Annotated in this window: 16 protein-coding genes and 1 tRNA gene; 11 read left to right on the top strand and 6 right to left on the bottom strand. The window is 55.2% G+C overall.

Annotated features, from left to right (window positions below; genetic code table 11):
• Positions 1–195 precede the first annotated feature (195 nt).
• The 3 genes from panD to VKV29_RS11995 are packed head-to-tail and all read left to right on the top strand — an operon-like array spanning position 196 to position 2,409.
• Positions 196–543 carry an aspartate 1-decarboxylase gene (gene panD / locus VKV29_RS12005; RefSeq protein ID WP_324201551.1) on the top strand — a complete coding sequence of 116 codons (348 nt, stop codon included), beginning with the start codon at positions 196–198 and terminating at the stop codon, positions 541–543.
• Entirely contained in the window at positions 512–1,327 is an 816-nt protein-coding gene (locus VKV29_RS12000) for a metallophosphoesterase family protein (protein ID WP_324201550.1), read from the top strand. Before panD ends, VKV29_RS12000 begins: the two co-directional genes overlap by 32 nt.
• On the top strand, positions 1,324–2,409 hold the full coding sequence (locus VKV29_RS11995) for a quinone-dependent dihydroorotate dehydrogenase (protein WP_324201549.1): 1,086 nt from the start codon (positions 1,324–1,326) through the stop codon (positions 2,407–2,409). The genes VKV29_RS12000 and VKV29_RS11995 overlap by 4 nt, the downstream gene beginning before the upstream one ends.
• A 61-nt stretch (positions 2,410–2,470) precedes the next feature.
• Here VKV29_RS11995 and VKV29_RS11990 read toward each other — a convergent pair whose 3' ends face one another.
• Genes VKV29_RS11990 through VKV29_RS11980 form a run of 3 tightly spaced genes read right to left on the bottom strand, consistent with a single transcriptional unit; the run spans position 2,471 to position 5,991 of the window.
• Positions 2,471–3,406, bottom strand: a complete 936-nt coding sequence (locus VKV29_RS11990; protein WP_324201548.1) for an ABC transporter ATP-binding protein — start codon at positions 3,404–3,406, stop codon at positions 2,471–2,473.
• Between the two features lie 5 nt (positions 3,407–3,411).
• Positions 3,412–4,863: a hypothetical protein gene (locus VKV29_RS11985; protein WP_324201547.1), complete on the bottom strand. Its 1,452-nt coding sequence runs from the start codon at positions 4,861–4,863 to the stop codon at positions 3,412–3,414.
• Positions 4,864–4,890: 27 nt separating this feature from the next.
• Positions 4,891–5,991, bottom strand: a complete 1,101-nt coding sequence (locus tag VKV29_RS11980; RefSeq protein ID WP_324201546.1) for a glycoside hydrolase family 53 protein — start codon at positions 5,989–5,991, stop codon at positions 4,891–4,893.
• Between the two features lie 121 nt (positions 5,992–6,112).
• Here VKV29_RS11980 and VKV29_RS11975 point away from each other — a divergent pair.
• From VKV29_RS11975 to VKV29_RS11955, 5 genes are all read left to right on the top strand, one after another.
• Positions 6,113–6,186: transfer RNA gene (locus VKV29_RS11975), tRNA-His, on the top strand.
• Between the two features lie 335 nt (positions 6,187–6,521).
• Positions 6,522–8,300 (top strand): HlyD family secretion protein, encoded by a 1,779-nt coding sequence (locus VKV29_RS11970; RefSeq protein WP_324201545.1) that lies wholly within the window; start codon positions 6,522–6,524, stop codon positions 8,298–8,300.
• A complete protein-coding gene (locus VKV29_RS11965) occupies positions 8,300–9,082 on the top strand; it encodes an ABC transporter ATP-binding protein (RefSeq protein ID WP_324201544.1) in 783 nt (260 codons plus the stop codon). The genes VKV29_RS11970 and VKV29_RS11965 overlap by 1 nt, the downstream gene beginning before the upstream one ends.
• 4 nt (positions 9,083–9,086) lie before the next feature.
• Positions 9,087–10,382 carry an ABC transporter permease gene (locus VKV29_RS11960; protein ID WP_324201543.1) on the top strand — a complete coding sequence of 432 codons (1,296 nt, stop codon included), beginning with the start codon at positions 9,087–9,089 and terminating at the stop codon, positions 10,380–10,382.
• On the top strand, positions 10,375–11,682 hold the full coding sequence (locus tag VKV29_RS11955; protein WP_324201542.1) for an MFS transporter: 1,308 nt from the start codon (positions 10,375–10,377) through the stop codon (positions 11,680–11,682). The genes VKV29_RS11960 and VKV29_RS11955 overlap by 8 nt, the downstream gene beginning before the upstream one ends.
• Before the next feature lie 2 nt (positions 11,683–11,684).
• Here the strand turns inward: VKV29_RS11955 and dprA are convergent, their stop codons facing one another.
• Positions 11,685–12,851: a DNA-processing protein DprA gene (dprA, locus tag VKV29_RS11950; protein WP_324201541.1), complete on the bottom strand. Its 1,167-nt coding sequence runs from the start codon at positions 12,849–12,851 to the stop codon at positions 11,685–11,687.
• Entirely contained in the window at positions 12,838–14,493 is a 1,656-nt protein-coding gene (locus VKV29_RS11945; protein WP_324201540.1) for a PQQ-binding-like beta-propeller repeat protein, read from the bottom strand. The genes dprA and VKV29_RS11945 overlap by 14 nt, the downstream gene beginning before the upstream one ends.
• Before the next feature lie 226 nt (positions 14,494–14,719).
• Between VKV29_RS11945 and VKV29_RS11940 the strand changes: the two genes are divergently transcribed.
• Genes VKV29_RS11940 through VKV29_RS15315 form a run of 3 tightly spaced genes read left to right on the top strand, consistent with a single transcriptional unit; the run spans position 14,720 to position 19,335 of the window.
• A complete protein-coding gene (locus tag VKV29_RS11940) occupies positions 14,720–15,325 on the top strand; it encodes an isochorismatase family protein (RefSeq protein WP_324201539.1) in 606 nt (201 codons plus the stop codon).
• A complete protein-coding gene (locus VKV29_RS11935) occupies positions 15,315–19,043 on the top strand; it encodes an alpha-mannosidase (RefSeq protein ID WP_324201538.1) in 3,729 nt (1,242 codons plus the stop codon). Before VKV29_RS11940 ends, VKV29_RS11935 begins: the two co-directional genes overlap by 11 nt.
• Before the next feature lie 16 nt (positions 19,044–19,059).
• Positions 19,060–19,335, top strand: coding sequence for a hypothetical protein (locus tag VKV29_RS15315; RefSeq protein WP_343217367.1), 276 nt, complete (start codon positions 19,060–19,062; stop codon positions 19,333–19,335).
• Here VKV29_RS15315 and VKV29_RS11925 read toward each other — a convergent pair.
• Positions 19,257–19,471: hypothetical protein (locus VKV29_RS11925; protein ID WP_324201536.1), on the bottom strand; the 215-nt coding region annotated here is incomplete at its 5' end. The genes VKV29_RS15315 and VKV29_RS11925 overlap by 79 nt on opposite strands.

Genomic DNA, 19,471 nt, shown 5'->3' with positions numbered 1-19,471 from the left:
AAAAAGCGAGGATGCAAGAGGTTCAATGAATTTTTTAGAAAATTTCCTCACTTTTTTGCGATATTAGCCCCCTTTCTATGGTGTTAGAAGGATAAAACCGTTTTCGATGTCCTGTGTGACATAGGTTTGAGCGTTGAGGGTATAATGCCGAGTTGGAAAAACACGAAGTGAGGAGCCGCTTTTACTAGGAGACTTATGCGACTGTTGACGTTTTTAAAAAGCAAGATACACCATGCTCGGGTAACCGATGCCAATGTGAACTATGAAGGGAGTATCACGATAGATCGGGAGCTGATGGATCGTGTGGGACTGCTGCCCGGAGAGTTGGTGCATGTATGGGATGTAGAGAACGGCGAACGCTTTGAGACCTACGTGATGGAAGGTGAGGCAGGCAAAGGGGAGATCGTGGTGAACGGAGCGGCTGCTCATAGGGTGCGCGTTGGTGACCGCGTGATTATTGTGGCCTTCTGTTTGAGTGAAGAACCGATAAAAGCGAGGGCTATCCTTGTTGATGCGCAGAACCGTTACCTCCACGATCTCTAAGGCGATGGAGGAAGGCCGACCACTGATCATTGCCATCGGGGATATTCACGGCCAAATAGCCCAACTTCGGGTTCTCTTAGAGAGGCTACGCACGCGCCCCTTGCGAGAGATAGACCGGCTTGTTTTTCTCGGAGATTATGTAGATCGGGGAGAAAATTCCCGTGCGGTTGTGGAACTGCTGATCGCGCTGCAAAAGGAGCGGCCAAACACCGTTTTTTTGCGCGGCAACCACGAACAGCTCATGCTTGATGCACTCGACGGCCCCCCCACACAGCCGGCGGCAAAAGAGGGGTTTGTGCTTCACAGCGAGCAGACCTATCTGTGGCTGGAGAACGGTGGGGTCGAAACCCTCCTCTCTTATCAACCTGCCGACATGCTGCATTGGCGAGAGGCCATTCCGCCGGAACATATCGCCTTTTTACGGGCAACCCAAATGGAGTATATTTGTGGTAACTACCATTTTGTTCATGCCGGGGTCGTGCCCCCCGGTATGAAATGGGAGGACGCGGCGTATGGTTTAGACCCTCGTCTCTGGATTCGGGAGCCGTTTCTCTCCTATAAACCTTTGATCGGGGGGCGTCTGATCGTCTTTGGGCACACGCCCCAGCCGGATGGCCGGCCGTTGATCCAACGTAACAAAATAGGTCTTGACACGGGGGCCGTCTACGGAGGCCCCTTAACGGCGGCAGTCATTGACCCTGATGCGCCTATCCTTGGGCATAAAGCGGCAACCATCGAGATCGTCCAGGTAGAATATATGCGCGAGGAGGAGGACCCCGCATGATCTACCGGCGTGTTCTACGCCCGCTGCTTTTCGCTCAAGATGCCGAGCGTGCCCACGAGCGCACCATCTCTTTGTTGGCCCAAATGGGGAATCTTGTAAGGTGTAGCCGTCCTTTTACGCATCTCGCCCTACGCCAAGAGATCGCGGGCATCGTTTTCCCAAATCCGGTGGGGCTTGCTGCCGGCTGCGATAAAAATGCCCTGGCCGTTCCCATTTGGCCGCGCTTGGGGTTCGGGTTTGTGGAGGTGGGCACGGTGACCGCACAGCCCCAACCGGGCAATCCAAAACCGCGCCTGTTTCGCCTTCCCGAACACAAAGCCATTCTCAACCGGCTTGGGTTTAACAGCGATGGCGCGGACGTGGTGGCCTATCGGCTTTCGCTGGTTCAGCGCGGGAAAGGGCTTCCGTTCCCCCTCGGGGTGAATATCGGAAAGACGCGACATGTTCAGGGTGAGGCTGCCACGCTCGACGACTACCGGGCCAGTTTTCGGCGGCTTGCCCCTTACGCCAGCTATATCGCGGTGAACGTCTCCTCGCCAAATACACCGGGGTTGCGCCAATGGCAAGAGAAAAACCGATTGCGGAACCTGTTGACTCTGTTAAAAGAGGAGAGCGAATGCCAAACGGTAGCTCGCGGGCATCGGGCAGTGCCGCTGTTTGTGAAGGTCTCCCCCGATATGGCGCCGGAAGATATTTGCGATGTGGCCGAGGTTGTGTTGGAACAAAGGATTGCAGGCATCATTGCAACGAACACGACCGTGGCAAGAGAGGGGGCTTTCGAGGGCTTACGTGAAGAGGGTGGGTTGAGCGGGCCTCCGCTGCGTGAGCGTGCCATTACAACGCTAAAACGGCTCTATCGGGCAACAGGTGGGCAGATACCGATTATCGGGGTGGGGGGCATAGATAGTGCAGAGGAGGCCTACGAACGTATAAAGGCTGGGGCATCGCTTGTTCAGATCTACACGGCTTTGATCTATGAAGGGCCGTTTTTGCCGCTTCGGATCAACCAGGGCTTATTACGGCTTTTGGAACGGGACGGATTCAAGCACATCGGGGAGGCCATCGGTATTTCTTCGCGATAAGGGTGTGTCCGTTCACAAGCGCGAACACTGGCTATAGTGGTATTTGTCTTTTTCTATGCGCCTACTGCTTGATGGCCGGTTCGTTCTCTGCAACGATGCGCAGAAAAAGCTCTTCCAGCGTTTCTCGCTTGGGTATGAGGGCTAACAGTTTGGCGTTGTTGCAAACCACCGCGCGTGCCAGCTCGGGAACGCTCTCCTCCGAGGGTACCCACGCCCAAATTTTGCGTGGTGGCATACTCTCGAATTTAAGGCGGGTTGCCACCTGACGCAGCGCTTGCATCGCCGCATCGTTCATGTCGCCGACCTCTAGCTCTACCACCGAGGAGAAGGCCAGAAGCTCCTCTATGGGGCCTTGGGCGACGACCGCACCTTTCTTCATGATCGCCACACGATCACAGGTCATTTCGATTTCGGAGAGCAGGTGAGAGTTCAGCAACACGGTGCAGCCCTCGTTGCGAAGCTGCAGAATGATGTCGCGTACCTCCCGGCGCCCTAAGGGATCGAGAGCGGAGGTCGGTTCATCAAGAACGATCAACTGGGGTTTATGGAGCATCGCCTGTGCGAGGCCGATGCGCTGCTGCATGCCTTTGGAAAACTCGCGGATGCGGGCGTGAGCGCGTTCGGCTAGCCCCACCAGCTTGAGCACTTCGGGAATGCGCCTTGCGCGTTCTAAGGCGTTCATGCCCGCCAGCCTACCATGGAGGTCTAAAAACTCGGTGGCCGTAAGGAAGTCGTGAAATTGGAACTTCTCCGGCAGAAAACCCACATATTTCCTTACCTCAATGTTCCCTAAGGGTTTCCCTAATAAGAAACCGTGACCGTCGGTTGGACGAATGTTGCCAAGCAACATGAGAATGGAGGTGGTTTTGCCTGCACCGTTGGGGCCAAGCAGTCCGAAAACCTCACCGCGCGGTATTTGCAAGTCGAGCCTGCGCACGGCCTCAATCCCACGAAACCGTTTGCGAAGCCCTACTGTTTCGATGGCATACTCGATCATGATGGCTACTTCTTATTCGGGGGTGGGGTTAAGGCCTCATTCCCCGCAACGTGCACCGTGCAGTGGAGCGGCCATGTTTTATCGAGCCATACGATGCGCGCTTCGATGGGATAGTCTCCCGGCTTCGTATCGGCTGGCAGGTTGAAATAGACATGGGAGATGCCGGTGGCGTCCTCTCCATAGACCACAACGCTTCGTTCTGGATTGCCCTCAAGTTGCCAGGCTTTAGGATATTGAAGCAGCTCTAGTCGTCCTCGGAAGTGGTCGGGCACCGCACTGGTGATCACCACACGCAGATCAAGGCGTGTGGTGCCGGCGATGTAGAGGGGATCGGGATAGGGTTGAAGGTGTGCTTCGATCGGCTCTACGATGGTGAAGGAGGCGGAGGCGCTCACTTGGCGTCCGTCGCCCAGGGTGGCCGTTACTTGCAGGGTATAGTTGCCCAACGGGAGGTCTTTTGGGAGGATGGTTTTGTAGCCAAATTTTACCGTTTTTCGTGGAGGCAGTGGCGGGGGCGTTACCGTGCTGATGGTGTCTACCGCGTTTTTCGAGTTGCCGACTCCCTGCCATAGAACCGAGCGTAAGGGAATGGTCTGGTCTGTTTGGTTGAGCAAGAAGAGGGTAGCGAAAAGTTTCTGGCCGGCAATGCACCGATAATCGGAAAGCTCTAAGTGGGGGGTAATGCCCGGCACGGTCTGCACCTCGGAGTTAACGAGGTTTGCATCGAGGAGCAGGTGCGGCTCGTAGGGGGCTGTGGGGGTATAGGCTGTAGGGGCGATGGGCGGAATGAACTCGACTCGCAGGCCTATGGTGGCGCCAGCGGTGGGAAGAAGCCCCGCCGTATCTTTAGGAATGGCAACCTCGATCTCTTGGGTGCTGCCGATAAGGCGCCCGGCGGTGAGAATGGCGTTGACATCAAGGCCCTGTGTTGTCCAAAAGGGGACATCTTTGGCGCTCGACGCATCGAGCACGCGAGCTACCAGAGCCGGCTTTTGGTTGGGGCCGGCGGGGCCTACCACCAGCTCGAGGTTGTCGGAGCCACGCAGCCATCCGTTGTCGGAGGCATCCACATCAATGATGAGCGTAGCCGGTTGAGAGGTTCGGGCGGCGACGTAGAGATAGTTATCGTCCCAGTCGCAAAAAACAGTGCCGGTGATGGGGCCAGAAGCCACCGTATAGAACGGGTTCCATTGATCGTCCTCGATGATGCCGTTCAGGTCGGGGGTACGCTTAAGAATATGAGCGGCAACAGGCCATGGGGGGCGGGTGCGAAAATCTACTGCGGAGCCGGGTGCCGGTGTGGGCGTTGCTGGGGGAGTGGTGGTCTGTTGGGAAGGGGGAGCCGGTTGTGCCGGCAGCCCCGGCAATGTTTGGGCCGAAGGAAAGGAGATGGTTCCGATAAGGAACGCTCCAACGCACAGTAGGTTGTAGGCGCTGTGTTTGATGACAGGCAACATGCGCGAGACCTCCCAAACTAAGATGTGTTATTTCTCCGACGAACTAGATGGTGGCACACTTGTATCGAGCTTGCGACCCTCGAAGGCTGTGATGACGGGAAGCGCCTCATGGTCGTCATTGAAGAAGCTTCGGGATACTAAGCGGGAGTAGGGCCCTTGGAACGGAACGGCAGGTTCCCACCAGAAGATGCCCGCACCCAAATGGTTGGGTGTATTCTGCACGATCTGATAGAGGGTTTGCAAGAACTGTTTCTGTCCGTCCGGCGTTTCCGGAAAAGGCCCATTGCCGTTTGGATATTCGGCTGTTTGCCAATGGTAGGCGGTTTCAACGATCACGATCGGTTTATGATACGTGGTGGCCATAAAATTCATATTCTCTCTCAAAGCCTCAAGATGGCCTTGCCACCAGGGGTAGTAGGATTGGCCGATGACATCGAAGGCGATATGATAGGAGGCCAGTTTATTAAAAAAGGTGCTTGTGTTAGCAACATTACCCCCTTGATCGATGTGGATCATAATTTTAGGGCACGGTGTCCCCGGACAGGCGGCGTGCACACCGGCAATGCCGGCCTTGAGGAGATCGGCGAAATGGTCCCAATTTGCGGGCAGTTTGCCATCCGGCCAGAGGAAGCCGGCCGATATCTCGTTACCGATCTGCACCATGTCGGGCAGCATATCGGCGCTACGAAAGGCCTCTAAAGTGCTTTTTGTGTAGCTGAAGACCGTCTGCACCAGTTGAGGGTGACTGAGTTTTTGCCAGGCCTGCGGCGTTATCTGATGCTGTGGGTCTGCCCATGTATCCGAGTAGTGCAGATCGAGCAGAAAATGGTAGCCTAGTGCCTTCGCACGCTTCGCAAGAGCGATGGTGTATTCAAGACCATTTGGGAGGTCGGTGGGATGAACAAAGAGACGGAGCCGAATCCAGTTGTACCCGTGGTTTTTGAGCAGTTGGAGCACGTCCATGGGCTTGCCGTTCTCTAGAAAAACATCGCCTTGGTCTTCTGCGAATTTGAGAAAAGAGAGATCGGCACCTATCATGAAGGAGGGTGGCGTGCAGAGACCCCGCAATGGAAGCACGAAAGTGAAAAACAGGGTAAGGAGAGGCATGGTATGCCTTATGAAGCTCATGAAACCGATCTGCCTTCTGACAACGAATTCTGTTAGTAAAAGCATACCTCAAAAACAGTTTGAGCCGTCGTGCTCCTCTTGACAAAAAGGGGCGTTCCGTGCTAGCATAAGGAGTGATGTGGCGACTGTAGCTCAGCCGGTTAGAGTGCCAGGTTGTGGCCCTGGAGGTCGTCGGTTCGAGTCCGACCAGTCGCCCCTAAAGTGTACATTGGAGAGGGCAGGGGGAGGCGTATCGTCTCTCCCTATTTTGCTTGTGGTATGAGAGTGTGGGTGCCAGAATCCCCCACGGTCGCTTCCGCAGCAGCCGAAGGCCCTTTGTTGGCAAGGGCTAGGAAATTTGGGATAACTTTTCAGATGTTTTGTCGTCCAAAATAATAAGGATATACGAACCACTGCGCCAAAAATGGGTGCAAAAACGGTTCTGCTAAACGTATTTAGAGAAGGTCTTGCCTGTATACAAGCTCTTCTCTATTCATTTGCCGATCAAAAAATTAGGACTTTTGGTCTTCGGACCTGGTGAGGACAAACAAATGGAATCGGTGTCGAATCCGCATGCAGCTGCTTTGCGCCGTAAAACACGCCGTCGTTTCCGCCCTTGGCCCAGTGTTGTGACGATAGGTGTGCTTTTGGCCCTTGGATGGTGGGGGTGGAGCGCTACGCATGCCTCGAAAGATACAGGGTCTCCACTGATCACGGCCAAGGTGGTGCGAGGCGACTTAGAGGAAACCATCTCCGCCACAGGCAGCGTTACCGCCCAAACAGGGGCGGAGGTGAAGATCGGCTCCCAAATTACCGGTGTTATCAAGCGCCTTTATACCGATGTCGGTCAGATCGTACACAAGGGAGCGCCCATCGCCGAGTTGGATTTGCCGGATATCACCGCGCAGCGCAATGAGGCTCAAGCAAACCTTGCAGCCGCCGAGATGAAGTTGCAGCAAGACCTCTCCGGCGTTCAAATGCTTAAAGATCAAACCAACAGCGCCGTTACCCAGGCGAAGGCACAACTGCGTAGTGCTGAAGCTCAACTCGCATCTGCTAAGGCAGCGGCACGCCAACAGGAGGAGCAAACGCGCACCGACATACAAAAAGCGCAAGCGGCCCTTTCTGCAGCCAAAGCCGCTCTCAGTACGGCACAAGCTACCCTTCGGCAGACCCAGGCGAGCGCCAATCTTGAGATCGCCACAGCACAGGCGCAGCTTACCCAAGCTCAGGCAACCGCGCACAACGCTGAGCTGAATCTCCGACGACAGAAGCAGTTGCTGCAAAAAGGGTTCGTCGCTCAAAGTGCCGTGGACGATGCCCAAGCGACCTACACGGTAGATGAAGCCCAGGTGGCTGCCGCCCAGCAAAATGTGGAGCTTGTTCGCCAAAAGGTGACGGCAGACCTGCAGACCGCGCAAGACCAGGTGACCCAGGCCCAACAGAACCTAGACTCGGCCAAAGCCGCCTACGATGCCGCGAAAGCCGAGGTCTATCAGAATGCTGTGAAAGAGGCCGATGTGCGTAACGCTCAGGCCGCCGTGAAACAGGCGAAAGCCAATCTCATCTCTGCCCAGGCGAGCCTCACGCAGAACCTCTTAAAGCAGCAGACCATTGTGCAAGACCAAGATCAGGTGGCTGCAGCAAGGCAACAGGTGGCTTATTGGAACGCCCAGGTCAACAAAACAATCATCCGTAGCCCGATTACCGGCACGGTTCTTCAGCTAGCCTCGCAACAGGGGGAGACACTGGTGGCCGGGCTTTCGGCGCCTACCCTTATCATCGTGGCCGACCTGCATCGGCTCCAGATAGACGCCTATGTGGATGAGACCGATATCGGCAAGGTGAAGCTTGGTCAAGAGGCCGATTGTACGGTGGATGCCTTCCCACATACGGTGATTAAAGGGCATGTTGCCAAGATCGCATCGGGTTCAACGATCATGCAGGGAGTGGTAACCTACGATGTAACGATTGCCCTTGACCATCAATATCCTGGACTTAAGCCCGATATGACGGCCAACGTCATTATCCATGTAGGCAAATTGTCCAATGTGCTGCTCGTGCCCGCCGAGTCCGTGCATCTAGGCGTGCATGGCGCTACGGTGGATGTGTTGACGATGAAGGATGGAAAGCAGGTCATCACGCCCCATGTGGTGAAAGTAGGAGGAAGTGACGGAGTTAATACCGCCATTCTGGCCGGCTTAAATGAAGGCGACACCATTGTGCGTGCCGGTACGGCCAGCTCGAATAGGCCGATGTGGGGCAATGCCTCGCCGTTCACGAGTAACAATAAAAACAAACAGAAGAAACCGTCCAACGGAGGGTCTTGATGCCGATCGAAGAACCCATGCTCTGCCTTCGAGGAATCACCAAAGTATATGAAATGGGTGATCAACTTGTGCAGGCTCTCGATGGTGTTGACCTCGACATCTATCGTGGAGAGTTTGTGGCCATTATGGGGCCCTCCGGATCGGGCAAATCTACCCTCATGCACATCATCGGCTGCCTCGATACCCCCACAACCGGCTCCTATAAGATAGATGGGATCGAGGTGGCCGAGATGGATGAGTTTGAACTGGCTCATATCCGTAATCGTAAGATAGGGTTCGTCTTTCAGGGGTTTAATCTGCTCCCTCGGACAACGGCTCTGGAAAACGTGGAGCTTCCCTTGGTTTATGCACGTCGAAAAGACCGAACCGAGCGCGCTATTGCGGCCTTGGAGCGAGTAGGCTTGGGCGATCGACTCGATCACTGGCCGAATCAACTCTCTGGTGGGCAGCAGCAACGGGTGGCCATCGCACGTGCTCTTGCCCCTGAACCGCTTCTCATTCTGGCAGATGAGCCTACCGGAAATCTCTCAAGTCTTCAAAGCGAAGAGATTATGGATATCTTCCAAAATCTCAACGACGAGGGCATTACCGTTGTGATGGTGACGCATGAGCCAGATATAGCACGCCATGCCAAGCGAATCGTCACAATTAGGGATGGGCGCATCGTGGATGATGAGCCGGTTACCGAGCGAATCTATGCGCGTGAGGCGCTTGCGGCGATGATGGCCGAGCGAGAACGCGAACAAAAACGTCGTCTAGAAGTTCAAATGCAGCAGGTGTAAAGAGATGAATCTGCTAGAATCCACACGTATTGCCCTTCGAGGGTTGGCCGGAAACAAGATGCGAACATTTCTCACGATGCTCGGCATCATTATCGGTGTCGGGGTCGTGATCCTTGTAGTCGCCATAGGTGAGGGGGCGACCCAACGCGTGAAGCAGACCATTGACGAGCTGGGAACGAACTTGCTTTTTGTGTGGAACGGCCCACCGCGCCTTCATATCGCCCCGGCGGCTGCCTTGGCGGCGCAGTCTGGTAAAGGAACCACCACAGCCACAAGCAACGGCTTCCCGACACCACCGGCGCCGCCCAATCGTCTCACGTTGGATGAGGCCAACGCCATCGCAAAAAACTTTACCCAGGCCATAGCGGCCGTTGCGCCTATAGTGCGTCGCAGCGTGCAAATCCGTTTTCAAGACAATAATGCCACAACAACTTTACAGGGAACAAACACGGAATATCCCTTCGTTAATAATGCCTCCGTGATGCGCGGCCGCTTCTTTGATCAGAGCGATATTGAAGGCGTGCGTCAGGTGTGCGTAGTAGGGCAAACCGTTGTGGAAAGCCTGACAGGCAGTCCTGATAACGACCTTGTGGGTCAGCATATCTCTATCAACAACCAAGACTTTTTGGTGATCGGCGAGTTAACACCGAAAGGCTCCGGCATCTGGGGGCAAGATCAGGATGATGTGATTATTGCACCGATCACCACTGTGATGCAGCGCATCGCAAACACCACAAATATTGATGCAATGAATGTGCGATGCACAAGTGCAAAAATGATGCCTTTGGCGATGGAGCAGATAGCGAACTATCTGCGAAACCAGCACCACCTGCAACCACCCTTCCCACAAAACGACGACTTCGAAATACGCAGCCAAACCGACTTGATGAATCGGCAACAAAGCGTGACCGGCACAATGACCTCGCTGCTCTCTATCGTTGCGATTATCTCGCTGGTTGTGGGTGGTATCGGGATCATGAACATTATGTTGGTTTCGGTTACCGAGCGCACACGCGAGATCGGCATTCGTAAAGCTATCGGTGCAACTCCGCGCGACATCTTGCTGCAGTTCCTTATCGAGTCCTCCATTATCTCCCTCATTGGGGGGATTATAGGCCTTGCCCTCGGGGTGATCGGTGCGCATCTCTTGGCGACGGTCGGAGGCTGGAACACGATTGTAGACCCTCGCGCGGTGATAGCCGGTCTGGTTGTCTCAGCGGGCGTAGGGTTGTTCTTCGGAATCTATCCGGCGAGTAAAGCCGCCGCACTCAATCCCATCGAGGCGCTGCGATTTGAATAGTCCGGCGCAGCCAACTCGGCCTACGCCCTTTCTTGCGCTTCGTTCCCGTAACTTCCGCCTCTTTTTTGTTGGGCAGTTCATTTCTGTGGTCGGCACCTGGATGCAAACCATGGCCCAACAGTGGCTGGTCTATGAGCTTACCCATTCGGCGAGTTGGCTCGGCATCGTTACGGGGGCCGGCGCCGTGCCTTATGTTCTTTTGACCCTACACGGCGGCAAAGCAGCCGATAGATACCCACGCCGGACGATCTTGGTGATAACGCAGGCTGCCGCTATGCTTTTGGCCTTTGCCCTCGCCTTGCTCAACACCAACTGGATAGTGCCCATTCGCCCTTGGCATATTGCCTTGTTAGCGGCCCTCTCCGGCGTGGTAAATGCCTATAACATGCCGGCACAACAGGCCTTTGTTAGCGAAATGGTGGACGACCCGGCGATGCTGGGAAACGCTATTGCGCTCAACTCCCTGCAGTTCAATGTAGCCCGCGTGTGTGGCCCCGTTTTAGCCGGTGTTACGCTTGCGCGCTTTGGGGCCACCGCCTGTTTCTTTCTCAACGGCCTAAGCTACATTGCCGTCATCATTTCCCTTATTATGATGCATCTGCCGCCCTTTGTGCCGGTAAGCCGTCAACTCTCTTTAGTAAGCGGTTTCCACTATTTGGCCAGGAACCGAGGCCCTCTACGAGTGATACTGCTTGTCGGCGCGGCGAGTTTAGGGGCTTGGTCGGTTTCGACCCTTTATCCGGTCTATTCCGATAAGTTTGCCGCGATAGCAGGCACCACTTTAGCGGCACGCAAGCAGGCCTCTGCCGTCATCTTAGGGCGCATGATGTCGGCAAGTGGGGTGGGAGCCGCTATAGGTGGGCTGTTGGTGGCCTCTTTCTCCCATCGTTTTGCTCGCCGATTTCTCCTCTACATAGCCGCCATTTTCTTTGGAGTCACCCTGCTTTTCTTTGGGGCCTGCCACTCGGAGCTGCCTGCCATGCCCGCGCTCATGCTGAGTGGCATCTTTATGACCGCCTTTGGCATCACGGCAAACACAATGGTTCAGGAGCAGGTACCCGATGCGCTTCGAGGAAGAGTTATGGCCATCTACTCCTTTGTTTTTGGAGGGCTGATGCCGTTAGGGGGGTTGGAGATCGGGTTTGTCGCAAACCACTTGGGAGCGTCCAAAGCGGTCTATTTGAACGTTGGAGGCTATCTGTTTTGTGTATTGCTAACATTGCTTTGGAGCCAACTTGATAAACGCTCTCAGAGGCTGCCTCTTGATCTTTTAGAGACGACCTCCGAGCCGGCGACCTAAAGTCAAAGCGACTGGCCGCGCACATACGTGTTTCCCGGCAGGCGCTGCACGAAGCCCGACAACTCCAGCAAGGTCATCTCCGTGCTGACTTCGGCAACGGAGCGCTGAACCTCCTGGGCGATTTGATCGATGTGGCGTGGGGTAAGGGAGAGAGATTCCACAAGTTTGCGTTGCAGTTCGTTCAGATGCGAGGTATTCGGCGTGTTCGGTTGGCCTGTATCGAAGTCGAGGGCGGGTTGACGCGGCTTGGCGGCTAAGGCGGTAAGCCCAAGAGCGTAGAGAACGTCGCCTGTTTCTGTGACCACAATGGCTCCCTCTTTCAACAGAGCGTTTGTGCCGGCACTGGCCGGGCGGTTGATGTCGCCGGGCACAGCAAGCACCGATCTCCCCTGTTCAAGAGCATAACGCGCGGTGATGAGTGCCCCACTGTTGATGGGAGCTTCCACAACGAGAACGGCCTGAGCAAGACCGCTGATAATGCGATTACGGGCAGGAAAACGCCAGGCCTCCGGCTGGGTTCCCGGTGGGTACTCCGAAACAAGAGCGCCCTGCTGCGCAATGGCTTGAAACAGAGAGCGATGCTCGCGAGGATAAGCGACATCCGGGCCACAGCCTAGCACCGCTAAGGTACGTCCTTTTTTCTCCAGTACACCCCGATGGGTGGCAGCATCAATACCACGTGCGCCACCGCTGATTACGAGGATTCCGTAGGCGGCCAACTCACGTGCTATGCGTTCGGCCACATGCGTGCCATAGGGAGTGGCATGACGTGAACCTACAATAGCAACCGAAGTGGGATCGAATTTCCGACAGCTTCCTTGCAAGAACAGGATCGCCGGTGGGTCGTAGATATCGAGGAGGGCTGTGGGATAGTTCGGATGTCCTTTCCACAGCAGGGCTGTGTCGGGTCGCTCCAACCATCGCCGTTGGGATGCGGTAGGAATATAGGCCGAATCTCGCAGGCGCACCACATGGTGCGCCTGCAAGTCCAAATCGGGGATCTCTGCCAACTCCTTGTCGGTGGCCTCAAAAAGCGCTTCTAGCGCCGGGCAATACCGTTCGAGAAGCGCCCCGGTAATTTTAGGGCTGAACTGTAAATTGGCTAACCTAAGCAGCGCGAGGAGAGATTTTTCGTTGGTTGTGGAGGCAGTCTGTTTAATTTCCTCCACCGTTTCCGCCCCCACTGCCACCAATCCCCGGACGACCGCTTCTCCCCCCTGCGGTATTCGTTCCCTGTGTATTCTGAGCGCGTTGGGCACGTTCGATGGGATAGGAGTCGCCTGTGGTAAACAGCCACGTTTCGGTTTTTTGGTTGCCTTTCCAGTCTTGGGCCGTTATGGTGATGGTATGATGTCCATCGGAAAAGGCATTCGAGACTCCGGTTGTTTTGGGTTGGATATCGTACTCTAAAATGCCCTTGTCCTTGTCGAAGGTAAAGCCGTCTTTCCCGTTGATGAGGTCTTCACGAGTGACTTGATTGATGGGATGATCGTCAATCGAAAGGGTTACACTCGATGGCTTGAGACCCGAACCGAAATCGAAGATGTGTGCGCGTACGATGAAAGGCGGTTCCCCTTTACAATACTCTCCGCGTTCCGGGGCAAGCGGTGTAATGATGGGCGGGATAAGGTCTACCGCACCGTTGCTGAAACAGGTCACCGAGCCATCGTCAGATACGACGAACAGGTGCCCGTTATCTACAGCAGGCGTTGCCAGCACATGGTTCTCTTGGGGCACTTTATTCGGGTCGAGTGAAGAGGGTTGAATAGAGTAATCCCACACAAGTTCGCCCGTGTTGCGATCGTAAGCGTAGACGCCGGCTTCGGCACTGCACACAATAAGCAGATTACCGGAAACGATAGGTGCAGCGCTGACCGGAAAATCAACCTCAGGGATATTTTTCCAAAGAGGTTTTCTTTGGGGGGTTAGTGCATAGACCTTCAAGTTCGCTGCGCACAAATAGACGTTTCCATCGGAATCGGTGGCTGCAGGGGCGGTAAAATCGTTTCTAGCCGGTAAAGACCACACCACCAAACCGTTATCGGTGCGCAGGCAGGTTACGGCCGACTGGCCGACAACATAGGTGTAGTTCTGCGAGACGGCCGGGGTAGAGAATGCCGTGACGCCGAGCACCGGAGAATGCCACTTCTGAGCGCCGGATTGAGCATCTACCGCGTGTATCTCCCCATTGGAGGTGCAGAAGTAGAGCATGCCGTTGTAGAGAGCCACATCGCCTTCTAAAGCTCCGGGAAGGGGAATGCCACCGCCGAGCAGGGGGTTAAGGGGATGGCCGTTTGAGGCCTTGATGCCATAGAGACGTTCTGAGCCAGAGATAAAGTAGACGCTATCGCCCCAAACGGCCGGATGACTGATTACGCCTCCTCGAACTTTGTAGGCCGGGTACTTTTGCCGACCGGTGTCTGCATCGAGGGCATAGAGGCCATCGCCTTCGGGCACAAAAAGGGTACCACCGCTGATGGTCGGTGTGGCCATTATGGGATTCGGCAAGTAGCTGCCTTCTGGGTAAACCCACTTTTGGGCACCGGTATGTTCATCGAGCGCATAGAGACGTGTGCCGGAAGCGTAGTAGATGGTGCTATCAGCAACAACGGGGCCGGTTGGGTTGTTGGAATAGGCTTGCCCCGTGTATTTCCAGTCTACCGCTAACGGCGCTTTAAGCGCATTGCCGGTGAGGCTGTCGTCGGCAATGGCTTGTGGGTGCGACCCACTCAGCGCCCAAAGCACTCCGGCAAGCAGCATCAGCGGGATGGAAAACGATTTTTTTGGCTCGCCCGGCCGTATTGGCAGCATGATTGTCTAAGACCCCCTATTCTAATTTGTGGTGTATTGCGATTTCCTCGAATATTTGACGATGGAAACGTCGGTGAGGTAACGCAGTGAAGACCAACCGCTAAATCGTTGCAATTATAAACCCAAAAGCCCTCTCTGTCAAGAGAGGGCTTTCTATGAGGTAGGAATTTTTGTTCTTAAAGCGGAACTTAAAACATGACCAGAAGACACGAATCGAGGAGTTTCAATGATAGCAAAACATGCGGCCACACTCTGCTCTAACGAAAGCGTTTTAGTGGCCATTGACCTCCAGGAATCCCTCCTACGCGCCTTGCCCAATTCGGAAAGCTTCTTGAGGAGCACGCGACTCTTACTACAGGGAGCGCAGGTGCTGGGGATACCTCTGTTGGTTACCACGCAAAATCGCGACAAGCTCGGTGGAGTTACGCAGGAACTGGCCGACCTGCTTCCAAAGGAAAATGCCTGGCTCGATAAGCTCTGCTTTAGTTGTGCCGAGGCATCGAGTTTTCTGGTGCAGTTGCAGGCGCTGCAGAGGCGGCAGGTAGTACTATGTGGTGTGGAGACCCATATCTGCGTATGCCAAACAGCTTTAGGACTGCTAGCTGCGGGCTATCAGGTGCATATCGTTGCCGATGCTGTGGCTGCACGTTTCCAAAGGGATCATGAGCTAGGACTAAAGAAGATGTTTCAGGTAGGAGTGCTACCCTCTTCGGTCGAAATGGCGCTCTACGAATGGGTGGGAGAGGCGGGAAACACCGCGTTTCGTGCGATATTGCCGCTTATTAAAGCACATCAGAATGAACGTAAGGAGTTAGGTTCTCATGCGAAGTAGGAGAGATATTTTCAAAGCGATCGGTTTGTGTGGGGCTATTTCCGGGTTCCTTGCTTTTCTCATCGGCTTGCCTAGTAGAGCACGCGCCGATTCCTTTACGGATGCCCTTGTCCTCCTGCGCGACAGTCGTGTGATAACAATTAGCGATTGGAAGTTCCACCAGCCGGATATCCCGAACGGCCAAATGTCTACGGTGTCCGATGCGGATTGGCAGACAGTTCATCCAGGGTTTGTTTGGCATGGAGAGAACACGCGCGTCTGGTTTCGCACCCAGATCGTGGTGCCCGACGAGGTTGCAGGGGTCTCAACAGAAGGTGCCCCGATGTATCTGCAGATAGGCGTGGACGACGACGGGGAAGTCTACGTAAATGGAGAGTTGCGGGATAGTTTTCACTGGGATGAAGGCAACGTGCTGATCTCTCCCCATGTGCGGCCGGGCGAGAAGTTTTTTATCGCCGTGCGCGGCATCAACGGGCCGGGAGATGGACGGTTGATGTTTAGCCGTTTGGTGTTTGGGCCGCCAGGGCCATGGCAGCCCAATTTTGATTGGGTACTTCAGGAGATGCAGTTTTTACAGCAGCTAGCCTTGCAGGTACCTGCTCAAGAGAGCGAGCGTATTCGTAACACGCTGGCCGCAGCCGAGGCAAAAGTGGATGTCGCTCATCTTACAAGCCTGCCGTTAGAGCAATCGGCAGCGCAACTGGCCGCTGCCCATGAGACCCTCATGAGCCTACGACCGCTTACCCAAAACTACGATGTCTACTACGTGGGGCATGCCCACATAGACATGAACTGGTTGTGGCCTTGGCCGGAGACCATAGATGTGTGCCACCGCACCTGGGCCAGCGCTTTAAAGCTGATGAACGCCTTCCCCGACTTTGGGTTTGTGCAGAGCCAGCCCGGCGCCTATGTGCCGATTCAACATCGGTATCCACAGGAGTTCGCCGCTATACAAGCCGCAGTTCAACGCGGCCAATGGGACCCGGTAAGCGGCTTTTGGGATGAATCGGACACCGATATGCCCTCTGGCGAAGCTCTTGCCCGATCGCTTTTCTTAGGCCAGCGCTACTTTTACAAACATTTTGGGCGCTATGCTATAACCGGTTGGCTACCCGACTCGTTCGGCCACTCGTGGCAAATCCCGCAACTGCTGCGCAATGTGGGCATAGTTAACTACTACCACATGCGCTGTAACGATGGCATCTACTTTAGTTGGTGGGAATCGCCGGATGGCTCTCGTGTTTTGAAAGCCAGCACAAACAGCTACGATGAACCGGTAACGGTTGACCAGATGGTGCGTCCATGGCAAATAGAGAACGGCTTTGGGCTGAAGAAGGCTTTGGTTGTTTTCGGGGTAGGAGACCACGGAGGAGGGCCTACGCGGCAGATGATCCTTATCGGCAAGCAGTTGCAACAAGACCCCCTTATGCCAAAAGTGCATTTTTGTACCGCCGATAAATTCTTCGATATTCTCCGCTCCGATCCCAATACGGCTCAATTGCCTGTTGTGGATAGAGATTTACAGTACACGTTCGAGGGGTGCTACACGACGCACGCCGATATTAAAAAGGCGGTGCGCAGCACCGAGAATGCACTTTATACAGCAGAGGCCTTCTCCTCTTTGGCTGCGGTGAGCGGCCTTCCCTACCCGGTGCAGGGGTTCGAGGAGGCTTGGAAGCCGACGGCATTTGCGCAGTTCCACGACATTATGTGTGGTTCGGCCATCCATTCGACCTATCCTTGGATGGAGAGCTATTTAACCCCGGCCCGCCAATGGGCGGAGCAGCAAACCGCAAAAGCTCTTCAAACACTCACGAACCGTGTGGATACTCTCGGGGCAAAAAAGGGTGAAAAGACAGTTGTAGTGTGGAACGCTCTTTCCTATGCTTGCACCGGTCCGGTCAAAGTGAGCGTTCCTCAGGCAACTTTATATCATTCCGTTAGGGATGCAGCAGGCCATCTCTTCCCAGCACAGGCTCTGGCGTCTGACACGCTGCTGTTTATCGCGAGGGATGTCCCCGGTTTCGGGCATAAGCTTTATTTTCTCTCTAAAAAGCCCTGCGCATCGCATCTCTCGGTTTCAAAAGGGCGCACCGGCGATTATGTGCTGCAAAACGCCTTTCTACGCCTTGAGATCGATCCCCGAACCGGGCTTATACAGCGTTTGGAAGACCTCCGCACGGAACGAGAGCTTTTTGCTGCCTCGGCCAATGAACTGCAGTTGCTGGGGGATACGGGCAGCGCCTGGGACATCAACTTCACCGGCCAACAGCAGCTACTGACAACCCAAGGGGCCCAAGTCCGCCTGCTATCGAGCGGCCCGGTTGTGGCGACCGTCCAGGTAACGCACGCTCTAGACAAATCCTCTTACGTGCAGGAGATATCGCTCTATGATGGACTTGATCGGGTGGATGTGCAGAACGATGTGCAATGGCATGAGCACAGCGAGATGCTGAAGGTGGCGTTTCCTCTGGCCATGCAGCACCCTAAGTTGCACGTCTCCATCCCTTACGGAAGTATAGACCGACCGGATAACGGACAGGAAAACCCTGGCCAGAAATGGATGGATATGACAGATTATAGCGGTGCCAAAGTGCTAGCGGCAACCCCTCTCGACCTACACGCCTGGTTTAATTCGGATAGTAACGCCGATTTCGATTCGCAAGGGCGTGGCTATCCTCGCAGCCTGTTTCCGTCGCCCGGCCTCCGCACCGTGGGCAGCCTGAAGCTTCCCATCCTTCTCCATGGCAATGCACCCGGCCCGGATAACATTGCCTGTGAAGGCCAAACTGTCTCGCTACCGCCAACAGCAAAAGGCAATACCCTCTTGCTTGTAGGTGCCGGCGCATTGGGCAATCAGGGTGGGCTGTTGAAGTTGCAACTTGCAGATGGGCACGAGATCACCCAGGCCATCGCGATGGGCGACTGGGTAACCGGTGGGCAATCGGAAACCGACGTAATGGATTTTCCCTATCGTCTCATCAACAACGGCACCGATAAAGAGAACACGCCGGCTCACCTTTGGATGATCGCTGTCGCTGTGCCGAATGGGGAGAGGGTGGTACGTGTGCAGTTGCCACAAAATCCGAATCTGCATCTCTTCGCTGCAACGGTGGCGACGCTAAGCCCCGGCAGAGCGTTATGGGGGGTTACTTTTGTGAACGACAGCAAATATGGGAACGATGCGAACGGGCCAGTCTTTCGCCTTAGTCTCCTGCGTTCCTCTCATGACCCCGACCCCGATCCGGATGAGGGAGAGCAGCGCTTCGCTTATGCCTTGATACCACATTCTGGGGATTGGCGCGCAGCACGGGCAGAAGAGCTAGGAAAGGCCTTTAACATACCCCTGCAGGCTGTGCTGGCGAGTGCCCATCCGGCGAAGTCTGAAGGCGTACCTTCCTTTACGCTAAGCGATGCGGAAGGGTGGGGCGATCTGGTCGCCGGGGCGCTCAAGCACTGCGAGGATGGTAAAGGCTATATCCTCCGGTTTTTCGAGACCCAGGGACGAAATACCGTTGCCAAGCTCCATTTCTCGGTGCCGGTGCAGGTCACACAGACGGATATTTTAGAGCGTCCGGTGCCCGGTGGCTTTCGTGGTAAAGGGAAGGTCTTCTCCATACCTGTCGGGCATGATAAGATCGTGACCCTGCACATTGTCGGGTTACCGGATGCTGGGGCCGCTCCGCCGCCGAATCCGGCGTTGCCCGAACCGGACTAACGAAGAAACTTGAAACGTGTTGAGGCGGCGCATCGCCAATGCGCCGCCTCTTTTTGTGAGGTCGAAGTCGTGCACCTGTGTCGGGGCGCCGATCAACGACGAGGGCTGCGTCTGCTACAAGGTACCACCTGGCAAAACCCCATCTTCTCGCTGTGTTCCTCTCCACCGGAAAACTAAGTCGTCCAAACGCGATCTGCCCACTATTGCCGCCTCTTATAAGGCAAAAGCGTTTGGCATTCGCACTGGCACCAGCGTGAGGACGGCGCGTCGTCTCTGCCCAGAACTGGGGTGATAGAGGCGCGCCCCCTGCTTTATGTGCAGTATCATCGTGCTCTCTGTGAGCTGCTTCAAGCCTATTTCGTGTCGGTTCAGGTGCTTAGCATAGACGAGATGGTTTGTGGGATCGGGCGTACGGTGCAGGGGCGCCC

Source organism: Chthonomonas sp., assembly GCF_035294165.1.
Taxonomy (GTDB): Bacteria; Armatimonadota; Chthonomonadetes; order Chthonomonadales; family Chthonomonadaceae; genus Chthonomonas.
Note: the sequence above shows the minus strand (reverse complement) of the source record. Positions and strands in the feature narration are given on the sequence as shown.